The sequence below is a fragment of the Chryseobacterium sp. HMWF035 genome (genome assembly GCF_003094695.1).
GTDB classification, from domain to species: domain Bacteria; phylum Bacteroidota; class Bacteroidia; order Flavobacteriales; family Weeksellaceae; genus Chryseobacterium; species Chryseobacterium gambrini.
Window position 1 is genome coordinate 19063 of sequence record NZ_QEHP01000055.1, and the last position, 17167, is coordinate 36229.

Genomic DNA, 17167 nt, shown 5'->3' on the forward strand with positions numbered 1-17167 from the left:
GCTTGCCATTTAAAATCACTTAAAAAAAACGGGGATTACCGAAAACTTTGTGCTGTTAAATGCTTTTCAGTCAATAAACTAAAGCGCTGTGACATTTATATTGAATGCAATGATTCTAAAAATCTTAATATTACATTGTTTTCGACTGACATACGAAATCCGAAGTCGGGAATTTTTCCGTTTTCTTAATTGCGCCGAAACCTCCTTCTATTTCAGTAAAGTTTCTGATTCCGTTAGAGTTAAGGATGCTTGCCGCAATCATGCTTCTGTAGCCTCCTGCACAATGAAGGAAAAAATGCTCAGAATCATCAATCGTGTGAACCCAGTCGCTGATTACGTCCAAAGGTTTATTGTAAGCATTATCGATATGTTCCGCAGAATATTCCGAGATCTTACGGACGTCAATTACTTTTGAGTTTTCATTATAAAGTTCTGCAAATTCTGCAGAAGAAATTCTTTTTACCTCATCTGTTTCTTTTCCGCTGTTCTTCCAAGCTTCAAAACCTCCTTTAAGATAGCCAAGAACATTGTCGAATCCAACGCGGCTCAGTCTTGTGATGGCTTCTTCTTCCATGCCTTCATCTACAATAAGCAGTAAAGGATGCTTTACATCCACAATCAGAGTTCCCACCCATGGTGCAAAATCTCCTTTTAATCCGATATTTACAGAATTCGGAACAAATCCTTTATAAAACTCTCCCGGACTTCTTGTATCTAAAATTAACGCGCCTGTTTCTTCTGCAAATGCTTCGAAATCTTCAACGGAAACCGCCGTTAAACCTTTATCCATTACCGAATCAAGACTTTCATAACCGCCTTTGTTCATGGCAACATTCATCCCGAAATATTTCGGTGGAGCCGTTAAACCGTCTAAAACTTCGCGGATAAAAGATTCTTTATCTGGCTGATTTAAAGCATAATTTGTTCTTTTTTGATTTCCCAGAATATCAACTGTTTCCTTCTGCATATTTTTTCCACACGCAGAACCCGCTCCATGAGCCGGATAAACCGTGATGCTGTCATCCAAAGGCATAATTTTCGTGTGAAGACTGTCATATAAAATTCCTGCAAGGTCTTCTTGAGTAATACTTCCTGCTTTCTGGGCAAGATCGGGTCTTCCCACGTCTCCTAAAAATAAAGTATCTCCTGTAAAAATGGCTGTTTCAACTCCGTTTTCGTCGATCAGAAGGTAAGTGGTGCTTTCCATCGTGTGACCGGGAGTGTGAAGAGCCTTTATTTTTACTTTTCCGATTTCAAAAATCTGGCTGTCTTCTGCAATAATGGCTTCAAACTCAGGCTGAGCGGTAGGTCCGTAAACAATAGGCGCTCCTGTTTTTTTGCTTAAATCCAAATGTCCCGAGACAAAGTCTGCATGGAAATGCGTTTCAAAAATATATTTTAAAGTTACACCGTCTTTTTCCAACCGATCCAGATAAGGTTTTACTTCCCTTAGCGGATCGATAATCGCTGCTTCATTCTCAGATACGATGTAGTACGCACCCTGAGCCAGACATCCCGTGTATATTTGTTCGACTTTCATTATGTGATTGTAACCGTTTTAATGTTTTATATTTGAAATACAAAAATCGGATTTATTTTTTTAAATACCACCAAAATAAAAAATGGATACTGATAGAATAAATCTATATAGTCTCCACATCACTGCAATCTGTAAAAAATTTTGTAGAAAATTTCATTGGTATCTTCAGAGATATTTTTATCAATTTTAAACTGAATATAATCTGCTTTTCTGGCTTCTCCCTCCGGATAATCGATCAAGCCGTGATATTTTTCGTAGATATGGTCTTTCAGTCTGCCGTTTTCAGCAATTCTTGTCATTTCTTCAAAATACTTTTTTGTATCCGGATTCATCTTCCAGTCGTTCTCATGAGTTTTGTAAAATTCAAGCATTTTTTCGATAGAATAGATTTCTGAGTCTATTTTCATATCATGAAATCCTGTTAAGATTTCTTTTTTCTCAAGATTTTTAGATAACCATACAATTTTAGCCTGTGCCGCTTCAGTTATTGCTTTCGTCATCATAGAATCTCTTTTTACGGAAGACGATAAGATAATATCGGGAACTTTATGAATGGGAAGAGTTTTTATAGAAGCCAAATCAAGGATTCCGAAATAATTTTCAACTTTGTCTTTAAGGTCTTTCAATTGATCTTTCGTCATATCATCACTGGAAACCCTTGTTTTGAAAGTCCAGCCGCCGCATTCATAAATAGAAAGAAGAGAATTTTTATTAATGTATTTTACACCGTTGAAAAAATCCTGTTGTCCTATTGCATTGTTAAATAAAGCATACACAAATCCCACTTTTAAATTTTCATTGGAAAGAGTTCCGAAAAAAGGCTTTATTTCTACATGATCATTGGAGTTCTGGTTTAAGGCATAATCGTAATTGTAAAATTCATCTCTCAGGAGCTGATTGTCAATATACTTTTTGGGATAAATATAAATTGTGAGAACAGTTTTATTTTTTTTTGAAGTTTTCTGAATATAACTCACTCCGACATTAGTTTCGGCTGCATCATAAGAAGTAATACTTTCGCGCTGAAATCCGGACCACAGTTCAGGAAACAGAGTCTGGGTTGCTTCGTGTTTGTAATCTCCTTTTACTTTCAGCTCTAAAGGCTGTTGTCTTTTCTGTGAGAAAACAATTGTGATACTGCACAAGAAAAGTAGTTGTATGTATTTTATCATGGCTTGTTTTTTTTAAGAATTAAACACAAACAAAAGTATTTATAAATTATTGATAAAAGATCATGATGATATTATTAGTCATACTGAAGAATATTTTACAAAAAACTTTATATTTATAGGTTAAAAAAGAGCAAATGGCAGACAAAACACAATTCATTGAAGAATTAAATGCGAGATACACTCCCAAAGGAGATCATATTATATTAGGAAAAGGAATGCTGGATGGCGAAGTCGTTCCTGAAGTTAATGTTACCATTCCGTTAAAAACCATTAACCGCCACGGATTAATTGCCGGAGCAACAGGAACCGGAAAAACAAAAACATTACAGGTTTTCGCAGAGCAGCTTTCGCATCAGGGAATTCCGTCTCTGGTTTTGGATATTAAAGGAGATTTTTCAGGGATCGCAGAAGCGGGAACTGAAAATCCTGCCATTCAGGAAAGATATGCCAAAACGCAGCTTCCGTATAATCCGCAGGCTTTTCCTGTAGAATTAATGACCATTTCCGGCGAAAGAGGCGTGAAGCTGAGAGCCACCGTTACAGAATTCGGTCCGGTTTTATTAAGCAAAATCTTACAGTTGAATGATACCCAGCAAAGCATCATGTCGATTGTATTTAAATATTGTGATGATAAAGGTCTCCCTTTAATTGATCTGAATGACCTGAAAAAAGTTCTTCAGTACGTCACAGAAAATCCACAGGGAAAAGCTGAACTTTCCTCTAATTACGGTTCGATAGCTTCTGCTTCTCTGGGCGCAATTTTAAGATCCATTGTTGCATTGGAACAGCAGGGAGCTTCCGGTTTCTTTGGAGAACTGAGTTTTGATGTTCATGATTTACTGGAAACAAGAGACGGAAAAGGAGTGGTAAACATTCTGAGAGTTGCAGACATTCAAAGCAAGCCGCAGTTGTTTTCAACATTTATGCTTTCCCTCTTTGCAGAAATTTACATGACCTTTCCGGAGGAAGGCGACAGCGGAAAACCAAAGCTGGTTTTGTTTATCGATGAAGCGCATTTAATTTTTGATGAATCTTCAAAAGCTTTGGTCTCACAGATTGAAACCATGGTAAAACTGATCCGTTCAAAAGGAGTCGGAATTTATTTTATCACGCAAATTCCGGGTGATGTTCCCGAATCGGTGCTTTCTCAGCTCGGTCTGAAAATTCAGCACGCATTACGAGGGTTTACCGCTAAAGATAAAAAGGAAATCTCCAAAGCAGTAGAAAATTATCCGATCACAGAATTTTATGATGCTCCAACGCTGATCCAGAATCTGGGAATCGGGGAAGCATTTGTTACCGCTCTGGATGAAAAAGGAATTCCTACACCGCTGGTTCATACCTATTTAATTTCCCCCGAATCAAGAATGGACGTTCTGAATGATGCGGAAATTTCAGATTTAACAAAAAGATCAGCTTTAGTTGCCAAATATGATAAAGTAGTGGATAACGAATCTGCATATGAAATTTTAGTGGGCAGAATGGAACAGGCTGCACAGGAAGCATCGCAGAGTTCTAACCAGAAGACAAAGCCTGTAAAAGAAGAACCCGGAATTTTCGAGCAGGTTTTACAGAGCAGGGCGGGAAGAACCTTTACCAGCACACTGATGCGTGAAGGAGCAAAAGCAATCTTGGGAATGCTTGGTCTGGGAGGAAGACGAAGATAAATATTTTTATTATTTTAGCAGAATTGCCTTATTCCTATTGATGTATTGGCATAAGTTATGTTTCCAGAAGTAAAGGAAATGAATCGTTAATCTAAAAAGAAGTTGTAAAAAATTTAAATGTATTCAATAATAGACATAGAAAGTAATGGTGCAGGTTACAGGAAAGAATGCATTATCGATATTGCGGTTTACAGATATGACGGTCAGAAAATTGTGGACCAGTTTATTTCATTGGTAAACCCCGAAAGTGATATTACCCCTTTTGTGCAGAAATTAACCAATATTACCCCGAAAATGGTTAAAACTGCACCGAAATTCCACGAAATAGCCCGAAGAATTGTTGAAATTACGGCAAATACAACTTTAGTAGGTCATAACATCGATTTTGATTACAGAATGCTTCGCCAGTCGTTTCAGAGGTTGGGTTACGAATTTAAAATCAATACTTTAGATACAATTCCTTTAGCTAAAAAACTGATTCCTGATGAGGTAAGCTATTCTCTCGGAAAACTGGTGAAATCTTTAGGAATTCCTTTAACCAACCATCACAGAGCAGAAGGAGATGCAAGAGCAACATTGGAGTTATTCAAGCTTTTAATCTCGAAAGATACAGAAAACGAAATCATCCAGAAGCAGCATGATGAAACCAATGCGAAAACCTACATCAACAAAATCAAGGAATTAACGCAGGATCTTCCCAACGAGAAAGGCTTTGTGTATTTTCAGAATGAAGCGGGAAAGATCATTTTTTCCGATCATGTTCAGGATGTTAACAAATTTTCGAAAAAAGTTTTCAATTCCAAATCTAAAAAGTGGGAAACCATCCAGAAAGACGTTGAACAGATCAATTACGAACTTACCGGAACTGATATTATTGCCAAGCTGATTCTGAATTCAAAAGGAATTAAAAAAAGAGAAATCCTTCCTTTCGGTCTGTATTGTAGAAACGGAAAATATGTGGTGGAAAAAAATAAGCTGAATAAACTGGAAAAACCGATTTTGAAATTCAGGTCTTTTACACAAGGCTCGAAAGCTGTTCAGTTCATCGCAAAGTTCGAAGAATATAATGATATAGAGGTTTTTAAAAAGAAAATCGAATTCAGAAAACGAAATGAACTCTGGCTGGGACAAGGCAGAAAGTTAGGCGAAAAACTGTTTTTGATTGTCGAAAACGGAAAAGTGGTTTCTTACGGTTTTTATGAGCTTTTCACGCAGATTCAGACTTTAGGCAAGCTAAATAAATTAAAGATTGATCTTCTTTCACAATCTGCAGATCTTGTAAATGAGCTGCAGTTGGCTTTGCTGAGAGGAGATTTTGAAACCCTGCCTTTGCCGAAATAGAAGAGAAATGAAATTTATCTGATTAATAAGAAACCATTTTAAAATCAGGTTTTTAAAAATAAAAAAGAATTAGTATTTTTGTAAAAAATTAAAAGAAAGCAATGCTAAATTTTAAACAACATAAAACCGGTAAAAAGGGAACTGTAAAGTTCTCTAAGGTTTGGAATGTATAAAAGAGTTGTATTGCATAAAAAATAATTATGAATGGCAGACTCTTTTTTCGAAGAATCTGCCTTTTTTATGCTAAAAAGAAATTATGAATTCAAAAGAATTATTAAAGATTGCCAATGAGTTTGGCACCCCGGTGTATGTTTACGATGCCGAATCCATTAAAACACAATACGAGAAACTTACCTCTTCTTTCCTAAAACACACAAAGTTTTTCTACGCAGCAAAAGCGCTTACCAATATCAACATCCTGAAGTATGTGAAAAATCTGGGAGCTTCATTAGATTGTGTATCCATCAATGAAGTAAAACTAGGATTAAAAGCAGGTTTTACGAAAGAAAAAATACTTTTTACACCCAATTGTGTAGATCTTGCCGAGATCGAAGAAGCGATGACTTTCGGGGTGCACATCAATATCGATAATATTTCTATTCTGGAGCAGTTCGGGAACAAATACGGAAACTCTTACCCTATTTTAGTAAGAATCAACCCGCATATTTTTGCCGGCGGAAACTATAAAATTTCTACAGGACATATCGACAGTAAATTCGGGATTTCCATCCATCAGGTTCGTCATATCGAAAGAGTGATGAAATCTACCAATCTTAATGTGGAAGGTCTTCATATGCATACCGGAAGCGAGATCAAAGATCCGGATGTTTTTCTTCAGGCTTTGGAGATCATGCTGGAATTATCCGAACATTTCCCGAATCTGAAATATCTGGATATGGGAAGCGGATTTAAAATTCCTTATCAGAACACGGAAGAAGAAACCGACGTAAAAACATTAGGAAAAAAAGTGGAAAAAGTAATCTCCGAATTTTCAAAATCAACCGGAAAAAAATTCGAATTATGGTTTGAACCGGGTAAATTCCTTGTCGGAAAAAGCGGATATTTACTGGTGAAAGCCAACGTGATTAAACAAACAACGGCAACTGTTTTTGTCGGGGTGAATTCAGGATTCAACCATCTGATTCGTCCGATGTTCTACGATTCGTATCATGTGATTGAAAATTTATCGAACCCGAAAGGCGCGGAAAGAATTTATACCGTGGTAGGAAACATCTGCGAAACAGACACTTTTGCATGGGACAGAAAGCTTAATGAAGTAAGAGAAGGCGATATTCTCGCATTCCACAATGCAGGAGCTTATGGTTTTGAGATGAGTTCCAACTTTAATTCAAGATTAAAACCTGCTGAAGTTCTGTTTTTAGACGGAAAAGCACATCTCATCAGAAAAAGAGACGAGTTTGAAGACCTTCTGAAAAATCAGATCGAGGTATTGTAGATTGTTATAAAAAGGCTTAATTTTATTGAACAAATAGTAATAATTTATGAAAAAAATATTTTCAGTTTTGGCAGTAACGGTTTTTGCCTTTTCATTTTCCCAGACTTATGTAAATGTTTCTTCGGTTAAAAATCAGGTAGAAAATGTTTACAAAGGCGGACAGGAAAAATTTGAATATGATCTTACCAATAATTTGAGATATACAGCAAATGCATTTCAGACAAATGGTGATTTTACGTTGAATTTTAAAGTAAATGAAAACGGAGATATTACCGACGTTAAACTTTTACCTGAGCTTTATGATAAAGGATTTGAAAGAGAAGTAAAAAGAGATTTAGGAAGGATGAAAAAGCATTTTGCAGTAAATCAACCTAAAAATGTTTCCGTAGGATTAAGTTTCGGAAGAGATTTGAAACCTTCAGACGGAAGATTAGCGTTTCAGGGAAGAGACTCTTTTGCAAATCAGAATACAAAATAATCCGGCTCGAAGATATATGGAAGCTCCGCATTTTGCGGAGCTTTTTTTATTGTTTTTTAATATTTATTTTACGCTCTTGGCATAATCTTTACATCTCTACATTATCAGTCCATTCCAAAATAGTTCTGAAACATCAACACTAAAACATCAAAATATGGCTAAAAATATTGCAGAGCAAATTGTAGAAATGCTCGAAAACGCCAAAGTGAAAAGAATTTATGCCGTTACAGGCGACAGTTTAAACCATTTAAATATAGCTGTTAAAAAAAGCAGCATCGAATGGATTCACGTAAGGCACGAAGAAGCCGGAGCTTATGCCGCTGCTGCGGAAGCGGAACTGGATGGTTTTGCGGTTTGCGCGGGAAGCTGCGGACCGGGACACGTTCATTTAATCAATGGGGTTTATGAAGCGCACCGTTCTCATGTTCCCATGCTGGTTATTGCTTCCACGATTCCAAGTGAAGAAATGGGGATGGATTATTTTCAGGAAACCAACACCATTAAGTTATTCGATGATTGCAGTCATTACAACCAAATGATTACAAGACCGGAACAGGTTCAGAGAACGGTACAGACGGCAATTCAGCATGCAATTTCCAAAAAAGGCGTTGCCGTAATCGGTCTTCCGGGAGACGTTTCGGAGCTGGATGCAGAAGAAGCGGTGACTTCCAATAAAATTTTCAGAACAAATCCTGTTATTCGTCCTTCAGATGAAGAGTTAAAAGAACTCGCAGATCTAATCAACGACAGTAAAAAAGTAACGATCTATTGCGGAATCGGCGCGGAAAATGCCAATTCGGAAGTTGTGGAACTTTCAAAATATTTAAAAGCTCCGGTGGGATATTCTTTCCGCGGAAAAATGTCTATTCAGCCCAATAATCCCAATGAAGTCGGATTAACCGGACTTCTGGGACTTCCTTCTGCTTATCATGCCATGCACGAAGCCGATCTTCTGATTCTTCTGGGGACAGATTTTCCTTACGAGAAATTTATGCCCGTCAAAAACAAAATTGTACAAGTTGATGAAGCTCCTGAACGATTGGGAAGAAGAGCAAAACTGGAATTGGGATTAACGGGCGATGTAAAAGAAACCATCAAAGCACTTTTGCCATTATTGAAAGAAAAGACTGATGCCAATTTCCTTAAACAGCAGCTTGAGTTTTATGAAAAGGTTAAAGAAAATCAGCTTACGTATGTGAAAGATCCTGGAACCGAAAATGCCATTCAGCCGGAGTTTGTTACCCATACTTTGGATAAACTGACAAAGAAAGATGCAATTTTTACCGTAGATACAGGAATGTGTTGTGTTTGGGGCGCAAGATACATCACAGGAACCGGAGAACGGAAAATGCTCGGTTCTTTTAATCACGGTTCTATGGCGAATGCAATGCCGATGGCGATTGGAGCCTCTTTAGCGTATCCTGAAAGACAGGTTATTGCTCTATGCGGCGACGGAGGCTTATCAATGCTTTTGGGAGATATGGCAACGATTTTTCAGTATAAACTGCCGGTGAAAATTATAGTATTCAATAACCGGTCTTTAGGAATGGTAAAACTGGAAATGGAAGTCGGGGGAATGCCGGACAATGAAACAGATATGGTGAATCCGGATTTTGCAATGATTGCCCAAGCAATGGGATATCCCGGAAAAAATGTAAATAAACCTGAAGATGTGGAAGCTGCCATTAAAGAATGCCTTGATCATAATGGTCCTTATCTTTTAAATATTTTTACCAATCCGAATGCGCTGGCTTTACCGCCGAAAATTGAAGCCGCTCAGGTTTTAGGAATGACAAAATCCATGGCTCAGCTTATGTTGGGAGGAAAAATGGAAGAAGCGCTCGACACTGTGAAAAGCAATTACAAACACATTAAAGATCTATTGTAATATCCATCATCAGATAATGCTTTTCTCTCATTGGTTTAAGTATTATCTTTGTTTAAGTAAATTTAATTTTAATGAAAAATCCTATGAGAACGATACTAATACTTCTTACGTTTTTTGCATCAAATTTTGCTTTTGCCCAATTTAATGATGTAGAAGAAAGAGACGATAATTTTATGACGGAGAACAATAAAAATATTCTCAAAATAGATATAAAAGAGCCTCTGTTGCAGGTAGCCGTAAAAAACTGTAACGATTTTAAGGCGGCAAGTTTCGAAGGCGGAATTCCCGCTTACAAAGAAATGCTGAGAAAATATATGTACGATTACCTGAATACAGATTTCTATGTTCTGAATGGTGATTTCACATTTACCCTTACCGTAGACCAAAACGGAAAAGTCACCAATATCGAAGGAAGCCCGAAAGTTTCAAACAGTCAGGTGTTTTTTGATGATATGAAATATGTCGTAAGAAGAATCAAGAAAAACTGGATTCCTGCAAGCTGCAACGGACAGCCTGTAACATCTCAGATCAAAATAAAAATGAATCTGTCTTCCATTGCAACAGATGTATAAGACAACTTTTAATAACCATGAAAAAATATCTTTTAATTTTACCTTTATTGCTTATTGGCGGTAAAGGCTTTTCTCAGGAAAATACAACTCAGGTTCAGCAGACAGCGGAAAATTATCAGAAAGCAGAATTTCCGGGAGGCGATCAGGCATTTCAGAAAGAATTCATGAATATGGTTCATGCCTATATTGATATGGCTCTGTATGCCATTCAGGGAAAAGTTACCTTTGTGTTTAATATTGATTCCAGAGGAAAAATCAGCCAGATCGATGTTCTTCCGAAATTCAAAAACAATGAAATGTTTATCGACGATATGAAATATGCGGCGAAAAAAGTAAAAGGAAAATGGACTCCCGCAAAAAAGAACGGCGTTCCGGTCGATTCAAAATTTGTTATGAAGGTGAATTTCAGTAACAATACTTATGATCATGATTAAAAAGTTTTTGAGTTCTTCTGCAATCGTCATCTTTTTTGTATCGAATGCTCAGGTTTTAGATGAATACCCTAAAAATCAGGAATTTTATGAAGGCGGAATGGTAAATTTCTACAAAGAAGCTCATGATTATTTAGCAGCTGCTAACTTTAAAAAATGCAGCGATCAGGAAATTTATCAGCCAAGATTTGTGGTAACAAAAGATGCGGCTGTGAAACTGGTAAAAGATAACGACACTGCAAATATTGCAAAAAACAGATGTGCATACGATCTGTCGCTTGAACTTCTGAAAAATCTGAAACACTGGAAACCCGCGGAAGTAAAAGGAGGAAAATTCGGTGCTTTGGCAGAATTCATATTGTATCCGAATGATGTTATGGAAAATTATAAAGAAGGATATAACGCGAATAATTATGTTTTCTCTGCACAGTATCCAAAAGGGTACGAGAGATTTAGAAAGGATTTTCATGATGAGTTTATGAGTTTGTTCACAGACTATCACATTAATGGTAATGTTAATCTGGAGTTTTATATCAATCAAAAAGGAGAAATTACAAATCCCAGAATCTATCCTGAGATTTATGATCCAAAATTTAATATCGATTTTCTGAGAACTTTGTCTCGACTTAAAAAAGTCTGGAAACCAGCTTTATATTCCAACATCCCAATAAAAGAGAAAATAGTTTATCCCATAATTTTTTCTACAAATTTCTATGAAAGATAATCCTGACATTCTGTCACAATATTTTGTATCTTTGCAAATTCAATTGGTTCAAAGTTTTATGTTTTGAGTTCAAAGTGATGTGCTCTAAACCTTAAACCTAAAACCTCAAATTCGATTATCGTGCAGGAAAAATATATAGACGAAACAAAACAGGGAGAAGCTTTTGCCATTGCGGAAAAAGCAGAAAACTCAAAGAAATTATTCTTGGAGAGCTACGGTTGTCAGATGAATTTCTCTGACTCTGAGATTGTTGCATCCATACTTAATGAACAGGGGTATAATACCACTTTAAAAGCGGAAGAAGCAGATTTAATTCTTTTAAACACCTGTTCCATCCGTGAAAAAGCAGAACAAACGGTAAGAATGCGTCTTTCACAGTTCAAAAACCTGAAGAAAGAAAAACCGAACATGACGGTTGGTGTTTTGGGCTGCATGGCAGAAAGACTGAAAACCAAATTCCTAGAAGAAGAACAGTTGGTGGATCTTGTGGTTGGTCCCGATGCGTATAGAGATTTACCCAATCTTTTAAAAGAAACAGAAGACGGAAGAGATGCGATCAACGTAATTCTTTCAAAAGAAGAAACGTATGCGGATATCAATCCGGTTCGTTTAGGCGGAAATGGGGTTACAGCTTTTGTAACGATTACAAGAGGCTGCGATAATATGTGTACGTTCTGCGTCGTTCCTTTTACGAGAGGGCGAGAAAGAAGCCGTGATCCGCACTCTATTCTGGATGAGTGCAAAAGCCTTTGGGAAAGCGGGTATAAAGAAATTACCCTATTAGGACAAAACGTAGATTCTTACCTTTGGTATGGAGGCGGTCCTAAAAAAGATTTCGCCAAAGCATCAGAAATGCAGAAAGCTACAGCCGTAAATTTTGCCCAGTTGCTTGATCTGGTTGCGAAAGCCGTTCCTGAAATGAGAATTCGTTTCTCTACTTCCAATCCGCAGGATATGAGTCTGGATGTATTCAGAATGATGGCAAAACATCATAACATCTGTAAATACGTTCACCTTCCGGTTCAGAGCGGAAGCAACAATATGCTGGAAGCCATGAACAGACAGCACACCCGCGAAGAATATTTAGATTTAATTAAAAAAGCAAAAGAAATCGTTCCCGAAGTTTCTTTTTCTCAGGATATGATCGTCGGTTTCTGCAGCGAAACAGAAGAAGATCACCAAGATACATTAAGCTTAATGAGAGAAGTGGAATACGACTACGGTTATATGTTCGCTTACTCAGAAAGACCAGGAACTCCTGCTCACAAAAAGATGGAGGACAATATTCCGGCAGACGTTAAACAGAGACGTTTGGCAGAAGTCATTGCCTTACAGGGAGAACTGTCCAGAAAAAGAATGAAATCTTATGTAGGAAGAGTTCACCAGATTTTAATTGAAGGAACTTCAAAAAAGAACGAAAACCAGTGGAAAGGAAGAAATTCCCAGAATGCAGTTTGCGTTTTCGATAAATTGGAAGGTCAGAAAATTGGTGACATTGTGGACGTTTTTGTTTTTGACAATACACAGGGCACACTTTTAGGGGAAACGGTAAAGTAATTTATTGGGCAGCTTAGAACTTCGTTCGTAGCTTTCGATTAAAGCCTTCGCTTTTATCTCATGTATGCCTTCCGTTCCCGCTTTTTTATTTTTTTTAAAGAGATAAAAAGAGCTCCACTCAAGTCGGGCTGCGTGCATCTCAATAGTGAGTAGGTTTAATATAAAATTGAGAATATTCTTTCAAAATGAAAGATTTACAGAATACACAACTTTTACAAAATATTTCTTCATTACTCGATAATGCAAGAAAAAAAGTTGCTGTAGCTGTAAATCAAACCATCGTTCTTACTTATTATGAAATAGGAAGAATGATTGTTGAAGATGAACAGAATGGGGAAAACAGAGCAGAATATGGTAAGGCTGTTCTTAAAGATTTGTCATTACATCTTACAGAAAGATTTGGTAAGGGGTTTTCTGTTTCAAATCTTAAACAAATTAGGCAATTTTATATTGTCTATTCAAAAGGACAAACACCGTCTGTCTTTTTGCAAGATTCGGATAAGCATAATGAAAAAGGACAAACACTGTCTGACGAATCAGGAGTAATAACAAATCAAAAACCAGCCCGGCAAGATTCTATAAAATTCAACCTTTCATGGTCTCATTATTTGAAGTTAATGAGAATCACTGATATTAATGAAAGGAGGTTCTACGAAATTGAAAGTTATAAAAACAACTGGAGCCTAAGAGAATTACAGAGGCAGTACGATTCTGCTTTATATGCAAGACTGTCTTTAAGCAAAAATAAAGAAGAGATTCTTCAGCTAGCTGAAAAAGGACAAATTATAGAAAAGCCCAAAGACCTCATCAAAGATCCTTATGTTTTGGAATTTCTGGGGTTGTCTGAAAAGCCTCATTATTCTGAAAACGAATTAGAGTCCGAATTAATTGATAAACTGGAACATTTTCTTCTGGAATTAGGAACCGGATTTACCTTTGTTGCAAGACAGGACAGAATAACCTTTGATGAAAAGCAATTCCGTATAGATTTGGTGTTTTACAACAGAGTTTTGAGATGTTTTGTCTTAATTGATTTAAAAATCGGCGAACTCAAACATCAGGATATTGGGCAAATGCAGATGTACGTCAACTATTACGATAGAGAAAAACGCCTTGAAGGTGAAAATAAAACCATAGGCATTATTCTTTGTCAGGATAAAAGTGAAGCTTTGGTAAGATATACTTTACCGGAAGATAACGAACAGATTTTTGCAAGTAAATATTTTACCATATTGCCAAGTAAACAAGATTTTATTAACATTTTAAACTCAGACAATGGAAAAATTTCATAAATATTGCCTAAGTGTATTGTTGGTAATAATCTGCAGCAATATTTCGGCTCAAATTTCCAACGGAACAGCCGAAAGTGAAGACTGTAAACAGCTTTATGAGCTTTATAACCGGATTTTAAATCAGGGTTGTGAAGATTTGCAGGAAACCTGTACAAAAGAAAATCCTGTACAGAATATAACGATCAATCAAAAGCATCCTGCAATTGATCTTATCGGTAAAATTTTCTTCCATAAACAAAAGCACAATTTTCATCACGATAAAACAGGAACCGATTTTTCTGAAAAAGAAAAACATGATCAGCTCCTGAAAAATTTTGAAAAGAACAGCAGAGAAACGCTCTTCGCTGAAATTTTATATTTTAAAACCAGAGTTTCAAAAGTCAGAAATAAAGATTATTTGGACGCTGTAAGTTAAATTTAAACTCAATTATTTTTAAACTAAACAGCAGATTTACAATTAATTAATGTAAATCATATTCAAATCAATAATCTAAAAATTTACTTATGAGCAACGAGCTTCAAAATATAAAAAATCGTTTCGGAATCATCGGAAACTTTCCGGCTTTAAACCGTGCTTTGGAAAAAGCCATACAGGTCGCACCAACCGACATTTCAGTCCTTGTTATCGGGGAAAGTGGAGTGGGGAAAGAATTTATTCCGAAAATTATCCATTCAGAATCCAAAAGGAAACATCAGCCTTATATTGTCGTTAACTGTGGAGCAATTCCCGAAGGAACCATTGATTCCGAATTGTTCGGACACGAAAAAGGAGCATTTACAGGAGCTACAGCAACCAGAAAAGGATATTTCGAAGTTGCCGATGGCGGAACGATCTTTTTGGATGAGGTGGGAGAGCTTCCTTTACAGACGCAGGTTCGTTTACTTCGTGTTTTGGAAAGCGGCGAATTTATGAAAGTAGGTTCTTCACAGGTTCAGAAAACGAATGTAAGAATTGTCGCTGCAACGAATGTGAACATGATGAAGGCAATTCAGGACGGAAGATTCCGTGAAGATCTTTATTACCGTCTGAATACAGTGCAGATCGATATGCCGCCTTTACGCGAAAGAAAAGGAGATATTCATTTGCTTTTCAGAAAATTTGCCATCGATTTTGCTGAAAAATACAGAATGCCGGAACTTGAACTTGAGCCAAGTGCGGTACATTATATCGAAAATTATACGTTCCCCGGAAATATCCGTCAGTTGAGAAATTTGGTAGAACAAATGACGGTCGTGGAAAGAAACAGACACGTAGAAGTTGAAAAACTGGCGGAATATATTCCTATGGAATCACACCTTCCGATGGTTGTCAATACACCAAATACGCCAAAGCAGAACGATTTCGGAAGCGAAAGAGAAATCATGTACAAAATTCTATTTGACATGAGAAACGATATTAATGATTTAAAATCCTTAACTTCGGAATTGATAAAAAACAGAGGAACATCCGATCTGAGCAGTCACGAGAAAAATTTAATCAACAGAATTTATACTCCTGAAACACAGCAGAATGTGGCTCCCGGTTCTTTACTGTATTTTGAAAACAATAATAATCATAATCCGGTAGTTCAGAATCCGACAATTATTTCAGAGCCGGACAACAGCTACGAAGATATTGAAGATATTGAAATTGAAGAAAACAGACCGGAATCTTTATCGCTTCAGAATAATGAAAAAGACCTGATAATCAAAGCATTGGAAAAGCATAAAGGAAGAAGAAACAAAGCAGCAGATGAACTGGGAATTTCCCAAAGAACTTTATACAGAAAAATAAAACAGTATAACTTAGAAGAATAATAAACTAAAAATTAAATCATGGTGAAAATTAATGCAAAACCGGTCAATTTCAAATTAGGAGATTACATCAGCGACGGATATGAATTCTACAAAGCAAATTTTGGAAATTTGTTGGGCGCTTTCTTCCTTGCAATGATCATGTCAATCATTCCTTTATGCGGACTTTTGGCAGTGGGAAATTTTTATAAATATTGCCGTGATTTAAGAGCCGGAAGACAAGTAAGCGCAGGAGATATTTTCAATTTTGATAATTTTACGCCTTATTTGATCTTTCAGCTGATTTTTGTCGCTGGATTTTTACTGCTTTATATACCAATGATTATCATAATGCCAATTTTAGCAAATACCGACGGAGATGCTTCTGGAGTGCTTTTTTTCTTTATTCCTTATGTAATTGTTTTATTCATTATTATTTTAATAGTAAGTTTAAAAGCGTTTTATATACCCGCTTTAATATCTTTGGCTAACGTTACAGATATTAAAACAGCCTGGAACATGTCTTCTGCAATGAGCAAAGGAAATCTGGTATCCATATTTTTATACTCTCTGGCTATTGGATTTTTATCTCAGTTGGGAGTTATTGCCTGTTTTATTGGTTTAATTTTTACAGCACCATTTCTATATGTCTCTCATTATTTTGCTTACGAAGACGCATTAAAACAAGTTACTTATGATGAAATTCAGGAAATTGGAATTAAAAATGAATTTTAAAATTAAAAATATTAAAATAGGACAGCCGAAATTTTGGCTTTTGGCACTGTGCTTATCAGTGCTGAACTCGTGTTACAGTTTTACGGGATCATCTCTTAAAGATGAAAAAACAATTCAGATTAATGAATTTCCCAACAACGCTCCTTTGGTAAACCCTACATTGTCACAACAGTTTTCTACGGATATCCAGAACAGATTCCTTCAGAGAACCACTTTGAAAGGGACGAAGGAAAATCCGGACATTCTGGTAGAAGGTGAGATTACAGATTATTCCATTACACCCACAACTATTGGTTCCAATACGGTTACCAACCAAAGTACAGGAGGAGTGGTGCAGGAATCCCAGAATAAACTTACCATCACGGTAAAAGTTCATTACGAGAACAAACTTCATCCGGAGTTAAGTTTCGACCGAACATACAGTGATGAAGCAGTGTTCAACAGCAATCTTTCCCAGTCTCAGATCGAATCTTCACAGGTGAAAATTGCAACGGACAGAATTATAAACAAGATATTTAACGATATTGTAGCGAATTGGTAA

The 17167-nt window shown here is 36.5% G+C and carries 16 protein-coding genes; 14 read left to right on the forward strand and 2 right to left on the reverse strand.

Going from position 1 to position 17167, the window contains the following annotated elements:
• Window positions 1–130 precede the first annotated feature (130 nt).
• Together DD829_RS08665 and DD829_RS08670 are read right to left on the reverse strand one after the other, a co-directional pair.
• Window positions 131–1540, reverse strand: coding sequence for an MBL fold metallo-hydrolase (locus DD829_RS08665; protein WP_108411716.1), 1410 nt, complete (start codon window positions 1538–1540; stop codon window positions 131–133).
• Between the two features lie 119 nt (window positions 1541–1659).
• Window positions 1660–2712 (reverse strand): hypothetical protein, encoded by a 1053-nt coding sequence (locus DD829_RS08670; protein ID WP_108411715.1) that lies wholly within the window; start codon window positions 2710–2712, stop codon window positions 1660–1662.
• Between the two features lie 134 nt (window positions 2713–2846).
• Here DD829_RS08670 and DD829_RS08675 point away from each other — a divergent pair, with 134 nt between their 5' ends.
• The 14 genes from DD829_RS08675 (at window position 2847) to DD829_RS08740 (ending at window position 17167) form a co-directional block, all read left to right on the forward strand.
• Complete coding sequence (locus DD829_RS08675) at window positions 2847–4379, forward strand: helicase HerA-like domain-containing protein (RefSeq protein ID WP_108411233.1); 1533 nt, start codon at window positions 2847–2849, stop codon at window positions 4377–4379.
• Window positions 4380–4496: 117 nt separating this feature from the next.
• Window positions 4497–5720: a PolC-type DNA polymerase III gene (locus DD829_RS08680; protein WP_076391325.1), complete on the forward strand. Its 1224-nt coding sequence runs from the start codon at window positions 4497–4499 to the stop codon at window positions 5718–5720.
• A 256-nt stretch (window positions 5721–5976) separates the two neighbouring features.
• Window positions 5977–7176, forward strand: coding sequence for a diaminopimelate decarboxylase (gene lysA / locus DD829_RS08685; RefSeq protein ID WP_185140312.1), 1200 nt, complete (start codon window positions 5977–5979; stop codon window positions 7174–7176).
• Window positions 7177–7222: 46 nt separating this feature from the next.
• Window positions 7223–7654, forward strand: coding sequence for a hypothetical protein (locus DD829_RS08690; RefSeq protein WP_108409745.1), 432 nt, complete (start codon window positions 7223–7225; stop codon window positions 7652–7654).
• 154 nt (window positions 7655–7808) lie between these two features.
• On the forward strand, window positions 7809–9542 hold the full coding sequence (locus DD829_RS08695; protein WP_108409746.1) for a thiamine pyrophosphate-dependent enzyme: 1734 nt from the start codon (window positions 7809–7811) through the stop codon (window positions 9540–9542).
• Window positions 9543–9625: 83 nt separating this feature from the next.
• Window positions 9626–10114 (forward strand): hypothetical protein, encoded by a 489-nt coding sequence (locus tag DD829_RS08700; RefSeq protein ID WP_087708785.1) that lies wholly within the window; start codon window positions 9626–9628, stop codon window positions 10112–10114.
• Between the two features lie 17 nt (window positions 10115–10131).
• The gene (locus DD829_RS08705; RefSeq protein WP_108409747.1) at window positions 10132–10548 is read left to right on the forward strand and encodes an energy transducer TonB; all 417 of its coding nucleotides are present in this window, start codon (window positions 10132–10134) and stop codon (window positions 10546–10548) included.
• Complete coding sequence (locus DD829_RS08710) at window positions 10541–11269, forward strand: hypothetical protein (protein WP_123906836.1); 729 nt, start codon at window positions 10541–10543, stop codon at window positions 11267–11269. Before DD829_RS08705 ends, DD829_RS08710 begins: the two co-directional genes overlap by 8 nt.
• Window positions 11270–11389: 120 nt before the next feature.
• A complete protein-coding gene (miaB, locus tag DD829_RS08715; RefSeq protein WP_108409749.1) occupies window positions 11390–12826 on the forward strand; it encodes a tRNA (N6-isopentenyl adenosine(37)-C2)-methylthiotransferase MiaB in 1437 nt (478 codons plus the stop codon).
• A 185-nt stretch (window positions 12827–13011) separates the two neighbouring features.
• Entirely contained in the window at window positions 13012–14118 is a 1107-nt protein-coding gene (locus DD829_RS08720) for a YhcG family protein (RefSeq protein ID WP_108409750.1), read from the forward strand.
• The gene (locus tag DD829_RS08725; RefSeq protein WP_108409751.1) at window positions 14102–14533 is read left to right on the forward strand and encodes a hypothetical protein; all 432 of its coding nucleotides are present in this window, start codon (window positions 14102–14104) and stop codon (window positions 14531–14533) included. The genes DD829_RS08720 and DD829_RS08725 overlap by 17 nt, the downstream gene beginning before the upstream one ends.
• 89 nt (window positions 14534–14622) lie before the next feature.
• Entirely contained in the window at window positions 14623–15915 is a 1293-nt protein-coding gene (locus DD829_RS08730) for a sigma-54 interaction domain-containing protein (protein WP_108409752.1), read from the forward strand.
• Between the two features lie 18 nt (window positions 15916–15933).
• Complete coding sequence (locus DD829_RS08735) at window positions 15934–16626, forward strand: hypothetical protein (RefSeq protein WP_108409753.1); 693 nt, start codon at window positions 15934–15936, stop codon at window positions 16624–16626.
• Window positions 16616–17167: an LptE family protein gene (locus DD829_RS08740; protein WP_108409755.1), complete on the forward strand. Its 552-nt coding sequence runs from the start codon at window positions 16616–16618 to the stop codon at window positions 17165–17167. Before DD829_RS08735 ends, DD829_RS08740 begins: the two co-directional genes overlap by 11 nt.

Coding starts and splice junctions, on each gene's coding strand:
- DD829_RS08725 (WP_108409751.1), top strand. CDS start 14,102: ATGGAAAAATTTCATAAATATTGCCTAAGTGTATTGTTGGTAATAATC.
- DD829_RS08710 (WP_123906836.1), top strand. CDS start 10,541: ATGATTAAAAAGTTTTTGAGTTCTTCTGCAATCGTCATCTTTTTTGTA.
- DD829_RS08740 (WP_108409755.1), top strand. CDS start 16,616: ATGAATTTTAAAATTAAAAATATTAAAATAGGACAGCCGAAATTTTGG.
- DD829_RS08720 (WP_108409750.1), top strand. CDS start 13,012: ATGAAAGATTTACAGAATACACAACTTTTACAAAATATTTCTTCATTA.
- lysA (WP_185140312.1), top strand. CDS start 5,977: ATGAATTCAAAAGAATTATTAAAGATTGCCAATGAGTTTGGCACCCCG.
- DD829_RS08680 (WP_076391325.1), top strand. CDS start 4,497: ATGTATTCAATAATAGACATAGAAAGTAATGGTGCAGGTTACAGGAAA.
- DD829_RS08705 (WP_108409747.1), top strand. CDS start 10,132: ATGAAAAAATATCTTTTAATTTTACCTTTATTGCTTATTGGCGGTAAA.
- DD829_RS08675 (WP_108411233.1), top strand. CDS start 2,847: ATGGCAGACAAAACACAATTCATTGAAGAATTAAATGCGAGATACACT.
- DD829_RS08670 (WP_108411715.1), bottom strand. CDS start 2,712: ATGATAAAATACATACAACTACTTTTCTTGTGCAGTATCACAATTGTT.
- DD829_RS08665 (WP_108411716.1), bottom strand. CDS start 1,540: ATGAAAGTCGAACAAATATACACGGGATGTCTGGCTCAGGGTGCGTAC.
- DD829_RS08730 (WP_108409752.1), top strand. CDS start 14,623: ATGAGCAACGAGCTTCAAAATATAAAAAATCGTTTCGGAATCATCGGA.
- DD829_RS08690 (WP_108409745.1), top strand. CDS start 7,223: ATGAAAAAAATATTTTCAGTTTTGGCAGTAACGGTTTTTGCCTTTTCA.
- DD829_RS08735 (WP_108409753.1), top strand. CDS start 15,934: ATGGTGAAAATTAATGCAAAACCGGTCAATTTCAAATTAGGAGATTAC.
- DD829_RS08700 (WP_087708785.1), top strand. CDS start 9,626: ATGAGAACGATACTAATACTTCTTACGTTTTTTGCATCAAATTTTGCT.
- DD829_RS08695 (WP_108409746.1), top strand. CDS start 7,809: ATGGCTAAAAATATTGCAGAGCAAATTGTAGAAATGCTCGAAAACGCC.